9 protein-coding genes and 4 pseudogenes are annotated in these 12,267 nt (G+C 63.8%); 5 read left to right on the top strand and 8 right to left on the bottom strand.

The window, feature by feature from the left end; genetic code table 11:
• Window positions 1–3 precede the first annotated feature (3 nt).
• Window positions 4–324 (top strand): annotated as a pseudogene (locus ACTGJ9_RS11635) (ATP-binding protein); the annotation flags it as partial.
• A gap of 34 nt (window positions 325–358) precedes the next feature.
• Here ACTGJ9_RS11635 and ACTGJ9_RS11630 read toward each other — a convergent pair.
• The 3 genes and pseudogenes from ACTGJ9_RS11630 to ACTGJ9_RS11620 form a co-directional block, all read right to left on the bottom strand.
• A complete protein-coding gene (locus tag ACTGJ9_RS11630) occupies window positions 359–2,428 on the bottom strand; it encodes a recombinase family protein (protein ID WP_456675589.1) in 2,070 nt (689 codons plus the stop codon).
• Window positions 2,409–2,609 carry a hypothetical protein gene (locus tag ACTGJ9_RS11625; protein ID WP_456675590.1) on the bottom strand — a complete coding sequence of 67 codons (201 nt, stop codon included), beginning with the start codon at window positions 2,607–2,609 and terminating at the stop codon, window positions 2,409–2,411. Before ACTGJ9_RS11625 ends, ACTGJ9_RS11630 begins: the two co-directional genes overlap by 20 nt.
• 112 nt (window positions 2,610–2,721) lie before the next feature.
• Window positions 2,722–2,844 (bottom strand): annotated as a pseudogene (locus ACTGJ9_RS11620) (hypothetical protein); the annotation flags it as partial.
• Between the two features lie 77 nt (window positions 2,845–2,921).
• Between ACTGJ9_RS11620 and ACTGJ9_RS11615 the strand changes: the two are divergent.
• Window positions 2,922–3,467 (top strand): annotated as a pseudogene (locus ACTGJ9_RS11615) (ATP-binding protein); the annotation flags it as partial.
• A gap of 150 nt (window positions 3,468–3,617) precedes the next feature.
• Here ACTGJ9_RS11615 and ACTGJ9_RS11610 read toward each other — a convergent pair.
• From ACTGJ9_RS11610 to ACTGJ9_RS11600, 3 genes are all read right to left on the bottom strand, one after another.
• Window positions 3,618–4,646: an ABC transporter substrate-binding protein gene (locus ACTGJ9_RS11610; RefSeq protein WP_456677167.1), complete on the bottom strand. Its 1,029-nt coding sequence runs from the start codon at window positions 4,644–4,646 to the stop codon at window positions 3,618–3,620.
• Between the two features lie 555 nt (window positions 4,647–5,201).
• Complete coding sequence (greA, locus tag ACTGJ9_RS11605) at window positions 5,202–5,684, bottom strand: transcription elongation factor GreA (protein WP_456677166.1); 483 nt, start codon at window positions 5,682–5,684, stop codon at window positions 5,202–5,204.
• Window positions 5,685–5,780: 96 nt separating this feature from the next.
• Window positions 5,781–6,248, bottom strand: coding sequence for a hypothetical protein (locus ACTGJ9_RS11600; protein ID WP_456677165.1), 468 nt, complete (start codon window positions 6,246–6,248; stop codon window positions 5,781–5,783).
• A gap of 498 nt (window positions 6,249–6,746) precedes the next feature.
• Here ACTGJ9_RS11600 and ACTGJ9_RS11595 point away from each other — a divergent pair.
• Window positions 6,747–7,790, top strand: a pseudogene (locus tag ACTGJ9_RS11595) (peroxidase family protein); the annotation flags it as partial.
• A 256-nt stretch (window positions 7,791–8,046) separates the two neighbouring features.
• On the opposite strand, the gene ACTGJ9_RS11590 reads toward ACTGJ9_RS11595, so the two are convergent.
• Together ACTGJ9_RS11590 and ACTGJ9_RS11585 are read right to left on the bottom strand one after the other, a co-directional pair.
• Window positions 8,047–8,565, bottom strand: coding sequence for a hypothetical protein (locus ACTGJ9_RS11590; protein ID WP_456678501.1), 519 nt, complete (start codon window positions 8,563–8,565; stop codon window positions 8,047–8,049).
• A gap of 252 nt (window positions 8,566–8,817) precedes the next feature.
• Complete coding sequence (locus ACTGJ9_RS11585) at window positions 8,818–10,365, bottom strand: acetolactate synthase large subunit (RefSeq protein ID WP_456677164.1); 1,548 nt, start codon at window positions 10,363–10,365, stop codon at window positions 8,818–8,820.
• A 362-nt stretch (window positions 10,366–10,727) separates the two neighbouring features.
• Between ACTGJ9_RS11585 and ACTGJ9_RS11580 the strand changes: the two genes are divergently transcribed.
• Complete coding sequence (locus ACTGJ9_RS11580) at window positions 10,728–11,303, top strand: L,D-transpeptidase (protein ID WP_456677163.1); 576 nt, start codon at window positions 10,728–10,730, stop codon at window positions 11,301–11,303.
• 135 nt (window positions 11,304–11,438) lie between these two features.
• Complete coding sequence (locus tag ACTGJ9_RS11575; RefSeq protein WP_456677162.1) at window positions 11,439–12,254, top strand: DUF2927 domain-containing protein; 816 nt, start codon at window positions 11,439–11,441, stop codon at window positions 12,252–12,254.
• Window positions 12,255–12,267: the final 13 nt, after the last annotated feature.

Below are 12,267 nucleotides of genomic sequence, written 5' to 3'. Positions count from 1 at the left end.
CTGATGGAACGAACCCAAATCTTCGACCTCATGGGCGAACTCAAGCTCTACGGCATGAAGGCTGCCTTCGACGAGATCATGGCAACTGCCGTCAAGCGCCAGCACGAACCCCAGCGCATTGTCGGCGACCTGCTCAACGCCGAGATCAACGAGAAGCAAGCCAGGTCGATTAAATACCAGCTCACCATTGCCAAGCTGCCGCTTGCCAAGGACATCGCCGACTTCCAGTTCGACGGGACGCCGATCAATCAGACTCTCGTCAATGATCTCGCTGGCGGCGGCTTCATCGCCCAGCAACGCAACGTCGTCCTGGTCGGCGGAACCGAGCCCGCTTCATAATGCTCACCTTTCTATCTCGTTAGAGTTCCAGTTCTTTTTGTAGCGGAGTGCCGGACGGCGGACGTCTGAGGCGCCGCGCGGTGGCGGCTCGTTTGACGTCAGCACGCTCAAGATCGGCTGCTTTGATGATCCAAGGTGCCCCTTTGCAAAGCTGGCCCGCCGCGAGCTGGTCGTCCTTGATCAGACGTCGCACGGTTGATGGGCTGACGGAGAGGGCCGCGGCCGCCTCGTCCAGAGTGACCTCGCCGCGGTCGTGGCGCTCGCCTTCACGATAGGCTGCGACGTCGTTGTGGCTGCGCAAGCTGCACACTCGCGACTTGGTCCAGCCATTGCCGCGCCCCGTGGTCTTGCCGGAGCGGTTTAGCACCGACGCGATCGCTTTGTCCGGCATCTGCCGCGCCAGCACGCGCACGAGATCGACTGTCTCTCCCGCTGCGCTCCAGCGGTGCTGGCCGGAGCGATTCTTCTTGACCTTGAGAGCGGAGTGGTCACCGCCGTGCCAGCGGATCACCAGATCGAGCGTGGTGTCCTCGACGCGGACGACGATCTCGTCGATCAGCGTTCGCACGATCCGCTTGCGCGTCTCGGGGGCCACGCTGGCACTCGACCAAGCACGCTCCAGGTCGGCGCCTAGCGTCATCAGCCGCTCCCGGTCGGCAGGTGTGAGATCAACAGCGGGCGAAGCCGTCAGTGCGTCCAGCTCGGTCTCCAGATTGCGCGCGACCGCCAGCCGGTCATTCCATCGCTTTTCCAGCTCGGCGGCGACGAGACGATTGGCGGGATCGACGGCATCGTATTGGCGGCGCGCCCGCCCGACCTCATAGCGAGCCTGCTCCAGCGCCAGTTCGACTTGGCCGCGTTTGTCTTCGTTCGCACGGCTGCGCGCAGCCTGCGCGGCGAGTGCCGCCTCGATACCGAGCGGCTGCAGGCGCTCGACCACCTCGGCGGCCACGTCACGATCGATCCGCATGCCGCCGAACGAGATGCAAGGGTCACCGCCATGATTGTTGGCGCCGCCCCGACAATGGTAGCGACCGGTGTTGCCGTCCTTGCCGGAGTAGGCGACGTGAAGTTTGCGCCCACAATGGCCACAGCGCAGCAGGCCGGCGAGCAGAGCCTCACCTCGGCGCAGGGCACCGCGGCTCATCGGGTTCTTGCCGTTGGCGTTATCCGCAATCAGGCCGAGGTTCCTCTCATGGTCCGCCCAGCTCAGATAACCCTCATGATGGTTCGGAATCAACACCTCCCAATCCTTGCGCTCCCTCTTGAAGCCGCGAACCACCTTCTTGCGGCCGGCCTCGATGCTGATGCGGCTGCCAGTGCGCCCGAATGCATACGCGCCCGCATAGATTGGGTTGGTCAGAATGTGCAGGATCGTGTTGTAGACCGGCAGCTTCCACTCGACCAGGCGGCCTTCGGCGCCATAGGTGACGGCCGGCAGCGGAACGCGCTCGTGTCTGAACCAGAGGTGCACCTGACGCACCGACTGCATCTCGGTGAACTTGGCAAAGACGAGCGCAATCGCCTCGCCGACGCGCCGATCCGGGTCCTTCTCGATACGGTTGTGGCCGACCCGCACGTAGCCGACGGCGACCGTCATGAACAGCTCGCCCCGGCGCGCCTTCTGCTTCAGCGCTTCGAGCGAACGCTGGCGCAGTACCGACAACTCCATCTCGCTCATGGTACCCTTCATGCCGAGCAGTAGGCGATCGTTGGGCTGTCGCGGATCGTAGACGCCGTCCTCGTCGGCGATCAGTGTGCCGACGAGACCGCAGAACTCGAGCAGGGTGTGCCAGTCGCGACCGTTGCGTGCGAGCCGCGACGCTTCGATCGAGACCACGACTCCGACGCGCACCTCACAGATGGCGGCCAGCAGCTTCTCGAAGCCGGGCCTCGCGACGCCACCACCGGAGCGACCGAGATCGTCATCAATGACGGCAACATCGCTCCAGCCCAGCTGTCGCGCGCGCTCCGGCAAATTGTACTGACGGCGCTTACTTTCCAGGTTGTGGGCGACCTGATCAGGCGTCGACTGACGGATGTAGACGACGGCCTGACGGGCGAGGTGCTCAGGCGTGACCTTGCTCATGAGCGGCCTCCCTCGTCTCTGCGGTTGGCGTGCCCGTCTCGATATTGGCGCCGTCGGCGAGGGCCTCGACCAGCAGCCTCTCGATCAGGCGGACGAGAGTGCTTCTCTGCGACGCCGGAATCGCGGGCGTCTGGCGATCCTCCTCGAACAGGCTTCGTTGCAAGTAGCGTCTTGGTTGCATGATCCCCTCCTTCACGCAGGGGCCGCGCCCCGCCTCGAGAGGCGATAAGCACATCGATTCGCGCCCGCAGCTCGACGAGCCTTTCGACAGCCAACCGAGGGCTTGCTGTGAGCGTTGCAGAGCGAGCAATATCCTCGCTCATCCAGGCCGGGATTAGGGCGAGTGTCCCGTCGGGCTGCACCACGACCAAATGGTCCTCGCCGGCGAAGCGCTTGCGGTGCTCGACCTGCACCATCTGCCCGGCCCGAGGATGGAACGGATAGAGGATCAAAACCTCGAACGCCAGACACCCGGCATTGTGACGCTGTCTCGACGGGCACCGGCAAGACCCATCTGGCCATCGCTATCGCGCGAAGCTGCATCCGATCCGGCGCCCGTGGCCGCTTCTATAACGTCGTCGACCTCGTCAACCGGCTCGAGACCGAGACCCGCAACGGTCGGCAGGGACGGCTCGCCGAGCATCTGACCCGCATGGACTTCATCGTTCTCGACGAGCTGGGCTATCTGCCGTTCGCGCAATCCGGCGGTCAGCTCCTGTTCCATCTCATCAGCCGGCTCTACGAGCGCACCTCGATCATTGTCACCACCAATCTTGCGTTCGGCGAATGGCCGAGCGTGTTCGGCGATGCCAAAATGACCACCGCGCTACTCGACCGATTGACCCATCACTGCGACATCGTCGAGACCGGCAACGACAGCTGGCGATTCAAAAGCCGCGACGATGTTCAAACAACCCGCGCTCGCGCCGTCTCCGCAACCCCGACCAGCTCCGACGACCCGAGCGCTACCAGCAGAGCACGCCGCTCAAAGGGGTCCCTTTTGGATGCCGATAGGGGGTCCCAGTCGAACGCCGATTGACAGACATAACCTGTGAGTGGGGTCTTGTTCGCCTTCGGACCAAAAGGGGCAATGGAGTCAAAGCGGGATTGGCGTCCGGTTTGCCTCTGACAGCTGGCATGTCACGTCTTCAACCGCTCTTCGGCTTAGGGCCAAGTCCGGAAGTCTCCTCTACTCAAGGACCTCGTCCGCTATCGCGAGTACCGAGGCAGGCACGGTGAGTTCTAGCTGCTTCGCGGTCTTTAGGTTGATCACGAAGAGGTATTTCGTCGGTGTCTGCACCGGAAGATCGGCGGGCTTCTCGCCCTTGAGGATGCGATTTACATACGCTGCTGCGCGGCGATAGTTGTCAACAAATTCGGAACCGTAGGACATGAGCCCGCCATCGGTCGCGAACGCGCGCTCGAAATAGATTGCCGGAAGCTTGTACTTGCTAGCTAACTCGACGAACAGCTTGCGTTGAGTGAGGGCTGTCGCGCTCCCCGTCACGATGAGACCAGCGTCTCCATTCCGAGCGAGTGAGCTGATGACCCTTTCGATCTCGCTCGCATCCCCAACGCCGACCGGGCTTAATGCGATGCCCAGGGGTGTCGCGATAGCTTGGATAGCGCCGAACTGACCAATGCCGGTTGCTATAGTGGGATCTCGCACTACCACTACTCGCCTCAACGTCGGTACGGTCTGCTTGAGAATGTCAAGCCATTTACCGACCACAGCATAGTCAAACGAAGTGAAACCCGTGGCATTGCCGCCCGGCCGGGCCAAGCTTTCGACAAATCCAGCCCCGACCGGATCGGCGACGTTCACAAAGACAATGGGTAGTGTGTGGGTTGCTTGTAGCATTGGACCAGTCGCTGTGGCGCTAACCGCGACGAGCAGGTCGGGCCTAAGCGCCACTAGTTCAGCTGCCGCTCTCTGCACGTCGGCGCTGCCTCCGTTCGACCAGTGTACCTCAATGAGAACGTTGCGGCCATCGATCCATCCCAATTGCCGCAATCCATCGCGTAGTGCCGCGATACCTGCCAGACCGCGGGCATCGCCCTCCCTGAGCGGTACGAGCACGCCGATGCGACGGATTGCAGGTGACGATTGCTGCGCGTGCAGCGCCCAGGGCCACGCGAGTGCGGTGGTTATCAGAAGTAGAACGAGTTCGCGCCTTCGCATGGTCTCTCCCATGCTTGTTACCTGATCGGCGATCATAGTCTGGTGGGGATGCTCCGGCGAGTGGCAAACCCTCTCCAGTCGAGGAAAGTTCTAGGCGGGCAGGTCGGGCTACGGGTCAAAAGCGGCGGTCCGGGGTTCGCATACGGCAGGTCCGGACTACCCTTGACAGCGGACCTCCCCACGCCCGCAACGCCAACTATCGGTCGCCGATCCGATCCCCAATAGAGTTCGCGCGCATCTATCTGACGCCGCACGCCCATCTGGCGACCGGCAAAGCCGCCGTGTCGCGAGCCTCGTGGTCGCGGGCACCACCCGTAAATTTCCCAAGTGTTGGGCAGCCAAACTTACTGATTAGGTGGTGAGTTTGAGCGCCATCTATGAAAACGCCGAAGCCAAAGCAATGGACCGAGCGCGAGTTGCAGCGATTGTTGAAGCTCGCCCGAGCAGGAGCTGGCGTATCGAAGATTGCAGCCGAGCTGGGCCGTCACGCAGGATCTGTGAGGCGAATGGCGCGTAGTGTGGGAACACTGCTGAAGAAGTAGCGACAAGGGTACCTGATTGAGGACTAAGGGCGAGGCCCGGAGTGCCTAATTAGGCGATCTCGACAAGCTCGAGCTCTTGTGTTCCCGAGCCGACGACGTCGCCGACGCTCTTCCCCATCAGCGACTTCGCGACCGGCGAGACGAACGAAATGGACCCGGCCTTCGGGTCGGCTTCGTCCTCTCCGACAATGCGGTATGTCTGCACGCGCCCGTCGGCGCGGCTGAACGTCACCGTGCTTCCGAACGCGACAACATCGTTCGACGCCGGATTGGGGACCAGTTGCGCGGTGCGCAGCCGTTCGGCGAAGTAGCGGACATCGCGCAGGGGCGCGGCCGACTGCCGGCGCTTCTCGTTGACGTCATCGATGGCTTGCGCGGCTTCATAGGCCGCGCGCGCGTCCTGGAACTGCGTCTGCAGCGCCTGCAAGCCTGCATCGGTCACGAGGTTCGGATGCGGCGAGATCGGGCGATCCGGCAGCAATGTCTCGGAGGCGGTCTCGGCGCTCTCTTCCTTGGTAAAGGCGACGCTCAATTCGAATATCCCGTAAACAGTTTTACGGTGACCACCGCGCCATCGCACCGCGAATCCACCGACATGAACCGCCGGGCTGCCGGCGATCGTCGCTCACTATATCTCAAGTTCGACGAAACGGCGCAGCTTGACGACGAGGTCGGGCAGGGCCTGGCGGAACCGGGTCGCGTTCCGGAACGTGGTCGAGAACGGCGCGAACGTGATCATCGCGTTCCAGTGCCGGTAGCCGTAGACGGTCACCGAGACGCCGGACGCCGGAAAGCCCTCGATCTTGCGCAATTCGCCCAGCACGAGATCGGCAATCGCCTCCGCCGGCAGACGCCGCTTGCCATCGGGCGTCAGCGGCTGACTTGGCGCAACCGGCTGCACAGCGGTCACCGCAGGATCGGATGCGTCCTGGAGCTTCGGAGACTCGGCTTCCGGGATTTGTGCGACTTCCGCCATCGGCGCGGCCGGCATGGAGTCGGCAAGCGGCGGCGGGCTCGCGGCCTCTGCGCGCTTGTTGCCTCCCAGGATGCTGCTGATCATGGCCACAAGGCCTGCATCCCTCGCATCGTCACTCATCACGGCCCCCCCCGGGCTCGGCCTACTTTAACACCGGCGCCGTAGACCGCCACAAGGTCAGCTGATCAGATCGAGCCATCGCTCCTGCTTGGCCCCCGTCCGGTTCCACCGCGGCGCATCGAGCGATTCCCTGTGGCCATCCTTCGAGACGCCCGCCGTTGGCGGGCCCTCAGGATGAGGACCGAGCGTGGGCCTAGGTTTGACGCGCACCAATGCCGCTTGGCCTCATGCTGAGGAGACCGCCACCGGTCCGCGCAAAGCGCGGCACGATGACAGGCTCCGCGGTCGTCTCGAAGGACGAGGCGCGCACTGAGGTCGTGCAGAATGCCATATGCGATTGCGCTCGCGCCGAGGTGGGATCGGTGACTGCTCCTCGAACGGAATATACGCGAGCACGATGTTCGCGAGGACAAAACACTTTGCCGATTAGGTCGACGAAGCTGACATTGGTGCGCGTCGAGATTTCGATGACGAGGATGTTATTCGGCATTGCTGCGGGAAAAATTCATCGTGTCGCAGTTTCAGGGACTGATGCTGCGCTTCCACAACCGCATGGTCGACGGCAATGAGGGGCTGTCCTTCGAGGCCGTGCAGCAGCGCGTGCGCTTCCACTATCAATATATCGTGCTGAACGATTTCCTGCCGCGCATCGTCAATGCCGGCGTGCTGAACGATCTCAGGACCGGTGGCCATTACGATCGCAGCAGACTAGCCTACTATCACTGGAAGAATTTTCCATTCATGCCGGTCGAATTTTCGGTCGCGGCCTACCGGCTCGGCCACTCGATGATCCGGCCCGGCTATCGGCTGAACGACGCGGACAACATGCTGCTGCAGATCTTCCCCGATCCCAACAACCCCGTCAACAACGCGCTGACCGGCTTCCGCTCCATGGGTCCGGGACGCGCCATCGACTGGGGGCGGTTCATCGACATCGACACGCGCGCCTATGGCGTCGAGGACGACAGCACCAATCCGGACAACAAACGGCGGCTGCAGTTCGCCTATCGCATCGACACCTCGCTGGTCGATCCGCTGCGCAAGCTGCCGCCGGAGGTCGCCTCCAATCCGTCGTCGCTCGCGCTTCGCAATCTCGAACGCAGCTGGCGGCTCGGGCTGCCTTCGGGCCAGGCGGTCGCCAGGGCGATGCACCTGACGCCGCTGACCGACGAGCAGATCGTCATCGGCCGGGCCGTCGACAACCCCGACCCGACCGGGGATCCGCAGGTGCCGATCGCATCGATCGCGAACGGCGTGTTCAGGGGTAACTGCCCGCTCTGGACCTACATCCTGGCCGAGGCGCGCCAGTTCCAGACCGCCGTCACGGTCCCGGCCACCGGTGCGCCGGCGAGCGGCATCAACACGCCGCAGCTTGGACCCGTCGGCGGCCGCATCGTCGCCGAAGTCTTCCTCGGCATGATGTTCGGCGACGCCTCCTCCGTGCTGTCACTCGATCCGAACTGGACGCCGGTGACCGGCCCCGATTTCCGGTTGAAGGATCTCGTGACCTACGCGCTGGGCCAGGGCGCTCCGCTGCATTGAGCTGGTGACAACTGACGACTAGGCCGCCGCATCGCGCGGGCGGCCTTGTGGTCCACCTCTCCCCGACGGGGAGAGGTCGGATACGTTGGCGCGCAATTGCGCGCCTGAGCAATCCGGGTGAGGGGCTGCGGCATCCGGTGAGACCTAAACCCCTCACCCGGATCGCATCTTCGATGCGCTCCGACCTCTCCCTGCGGGAGAGGTGAATCGCGCCCTGAGCACAGATCGATCAAACCAAAATTCAGCTATGATTGATTTAATGCGCAGCCGCGAGGCCGCTCTCCGCGAGCTGCTCCGCGAACCAGAGCGACAGTGGCTGATCGAGGAGGCCGCTGACATAGACTTCCGACATGGTCACGTTGTGCCTGTCCAGCACCAGCAGCACGCCGATCCAATAGGCGAACCAGACATGCGGATCGGTCATCGCCTTCAGCTTGTGCTGGTCGTGATCGAGCGAGGTGTGATTGCTGGCCTTGCGGATCTCGACGGTGAGCAGATTGTTCAGGATCTCGCGCTGATGCACGACGACGTCGGGGTAGATCGACTTGCCCAGATGATCGTCGGTCGAGATGATCGTGCCGTGCGGCAGATGCAGCGTGCGCTCGCCGAGCCGGTCATAGTTGCAATCGACCGCCCAGCCTGAAAATTGCCGCTCGAGATAGACGGCGAAGCGGTGCGTGATCGCGCGCTCGCCGATGTCCTTCTCGAACAAAAATCCTTCCTGGGCGTAGAAGTCCCGGAGCGCCGCGATCACCTTGTTCAGCTCGGTCTGCATCGTGCCCCCGACCCATCCCACCTGCATCGATTGGATTCCGCACGGTCCCTCGCTCCCTCGCCCCGTTCTTACGGGGAGAGGGTGGGGTGAGGGGCCGCCTCCGCAAAATCGATTGAATGATAAATGGAATACGCCCGGCGCGCAGAGTCGGATAGACCTTTGCCCGAGTTCGCAGCCTGCCTTGCCCCTCACCCGAATCGCTGCGCGATCCGACCTCTCCCCGCAGAAGGGCGGGAGAGGTAAAGATGCATCCTACATCTGGACTTCGATCAGCCGCGGCCCCGGTTCGGCGACGGCCTCGGCCAGCGCCTTGTTGAACTCATCGGCGTTGGTGACGGCGCGGCCGGGCACGCCCATGCCCTTGGCCAGCGCAACGAAATCGAGCGTGGGACGGTCGAGGCGGAGCATGTCGTTGGCACGCTGGCCGGGTTCGCCGGCGCCGACATTGTCGAACTCGCCGCGCAGGATCTGGTAGATGCGGTTGGCGAACACGATGGTGACGATGTCAAGGTTCTCTCTCGCCTGCGTCCACAGCGACTGGATCGTGTACATCGCGCTGCCGTCGCCGACCATGGTGATGACCTTGCGGTCCGGACAGGCGATCGCGGCGCCGATCGAGAGCGGCGTCGAGAAGCCGATCGAGCCGCCCATGTTCTGGAGCCAGTCGTGCGGCGCGGCCGCCGCAGTCGGCGGGAAGAAGCCGCGGCCGGTGGTGAGGGATTCGTCGACCATGATCGCGTTCTCGGGGATCGCGCATGCGATCGCCTGCGCGATCGAGGCAAAGGTGAGCGCGCCGGTCGGCTTGACCAACTCCGTCAAGGCCTGCGGCTTGACATCCTTGGCGCTGGCCTTCACGGCGCCGGCCAGCGCTTCGAGCGCTGCGACGGAGTTCTCGCCCCAGGAGGTCATGCGATGGACGTCGCAGCCCTCGGGCTTGAGCATGCTCGGCTTGTTCGGATAGGCGAAGAACGCCACGGGATCGTCGGACTCGACCAGCACGATGTGACGGAATTTCGCCAGCATCGGCAGCGCGTTCTCGATCACGTAATGAATGCGGTCAATCGAATAGCGGCCGCGGCCGCGCGCCATCTTCGGGCGGAAGGTCGGGCCCATCACGGTGCAGCCGGTCTTGCCCGCGATGCGCTCGGCTAGCGCCAGGCCCTTTTCGCTCAGCGCGCTGCCAGTCATCAGCAGCAGCGTGCCCTCGCCGTCGCCGCGCAGGATCCTTGCGGCCTGCTCGACCGCTTGCGGGGAGTAGCCGGCGCGCTGCTGCTCGGCCGGCACCTCGGCGATGCCGTCGGCCTCGTTCCAGGCGGTGTCGGCGGGCAGGATCAGCGTCGCGATCTGCGGCGGGGCACTCCTGGCGGCGGCAATCGCCGCGGCGCCGTCGGCGGCGACCGATTTGGAATCCGGCGAGGTGCGGACCCAGGACGACATCGGCCGGGCCAGACCCTCGATGTCGGAGGTCAGCGGCGCGTTGTAGCCGATGTGGTAGACGGCGTGCTGGCCGACGATGTTGACGATGCCGGAATTGGCCTTCTTGGCGTTGTGCAGATTGGCAAGGCCGTTGGCGAGGCCGGGGCCGAGATGCAGCAAGGTCGAAGCCGGCGTGCCCTTCATGCGGAAATAGCCGTCGGCCGCGCCCGTCACCACGCCTTCGAACAGGCCGAGCACGCAGCGCATGCCCGGCACGCGGTCGAGCGCCGCGACAAAATGCATCTCGGAGGTGCCCGGGTTGGTGAAGCAGACGTCCACCCCGCCCTCGACCATCGTCCGTACCAGGCTTTCCGCACCGTTCATTCTGTCTGCTCCCGCAACCGGCTATTTCCAGAGATCCATGCGATCAATCATTGTTCGCGGAACCCGTCAAAGCAATAGCCGGCATCGCGGCCCTGCCCCGCATGGCGACCTGCCGGTTTGGCTAATGCCCGTTCCGAATAAATCGGAACGGCATTAGATTCTTGTTTTGACGCGCTTTCTTGATGCGAACCGGCGTCCACCTCGCTTGAAAACGCTTTTACGCTTTTCGGCAAATTGACAGGGTTGCCGATTTGCTAACGCCAACCGCGGGAGGTGACGCCCCTCACGGGCCCGTGGCTTGCGGAATGCGCGCAAATATGGCCTCTGGCTTTGGTTGAATCTATTTTTTTGTGGGGGAAACAATGATCCGGTTTTTTGCCGTGCAGCTGACCGCAATGGCACTCTTGCTGGCTGGCGCGGCCGACGCGTCAGCAGCGGGGATGGTGGACTTCACGGGCACCAGCTTCACCGGCTATCTCGGCGGCGGCGCGAGCCCGATCCCCCGCACCACCGTCACGTACAACGGCAATTATGCTCCCGGCACGGTCGTGATAAACACCGCCGAGCGCCGGCTCTATCTGGTGCTCCAGAACGGCCAGGCGCTGCGCTACGGCATCGGCGTCGGCCGCGACGGCTTCCGCTGGGGCGGCGTGCACAAGATCACCGCCAAGAAGGAATGGCCGGAATGGACGCCGCCGTCGCAGATGATCGCCCGCCGGCCCGACCTGCCGCGCCACATGAAGGGCGGGATCGAGAACCCGCTCGGCGCGCGCGCGATGTATCTGGGATCGACGCTCTACCGCATCCACGGCTCCAACGAGCCGGAGACGATCGGCCAGGCGGTGTCCTCCGGTTGCTTCCGCATGACCAATGACGACGTCACCGACCTCTACGGCCGCGTCGGGGTCGGTACCACCGTGGTGGTGCTGAACAACTAGGGCGCAATTGCCTCCGCGCACAAGGTGCTCTCCCGCTTGCCAAGCGAGAGAGGTTGGGGGGACTGCAGGAACCCGCTCGGCACCTGGATATGCGGACTTGTGTGCGCCTCGCGAATACGGCAGCGTTTCGTAACGATGAGCGCATTGGTCCCGCCCTCAGCTGCCCTTCGCTTCGCCCTGCTGACGTTTGCAGCGCTCACATGTGCGCCTGACACCGCACCCATGGCGACCGCCGGCGAGCTGCCCGCGATCGCCTCGCGCCAGCGCGCCGAGCAGAAGAGCTTTACCGACGCCGAGATCGTCGACGGCTTCCTGAAGACCGCCTTCGGCGCCGAATACCACCTTGCCGGCCGTGTCGACCGCATCCGCAAGTTCGACGCGCCGGTGCGCGTGTTCGCCGAGAGCGACCGCGCCGACCGCAAGGCGCAGCTCGCAAAGGTCGTGGCCGACATCGGCACGCGCGTGCAGCATCTCGACATCGCCATGACCGACACCAGCGAGGCGGCGAATGTGCGGGTGAAGCTCGTGCGCGACCGCGACCTCTATCGCACGATTTCGAGCTTCTACGGCGCGGAGAAGGCGCGCGAGATCCGCACCTCGCTCGATCCGCAATGCCTGTCCGGCTTCCGCAAGAACGACAATTTCGAGATCGAGCATTCCGACGTCATCCTCACCGTCGACAATGGCGACTTCACCTTCCTCGATTGCGCCTATGAGGAGCTGCTGCAGTCGCTCGGACCGATCAACGACACCGCGAGCGTGCCGTGGACGATGTTCAACGACAATGTGTCGATGGGCTATTTCGACGTCTACGACCAGTACATTCTCAACCTGCTCTACGATCCCCGCATCAAGCCCGGCATGACCGTGCTGGAGGTGAGATCGGTGCTGCCCGAGGTGCTCGCCGACGTGCGCGCCTGGGTGAAGCGGGTGAATGAGCTGAAGGATTGAGGGCGACGCTTTC

The sequence above is a fragment of the Bradyrhizobium sp. RDM12 genome, from assembly GCF_051917485.1.
Lineage (GTDB): Bacteria > Pseudomonadota > Alphaproteobacteria > Rhizobiales > Xanthobacteraceae > Bradyrhizobium.
Note: the sequence above shows the minus strand (reverse complement) of the source record. Positions and strands in the feature narration are given on the sequence as shown.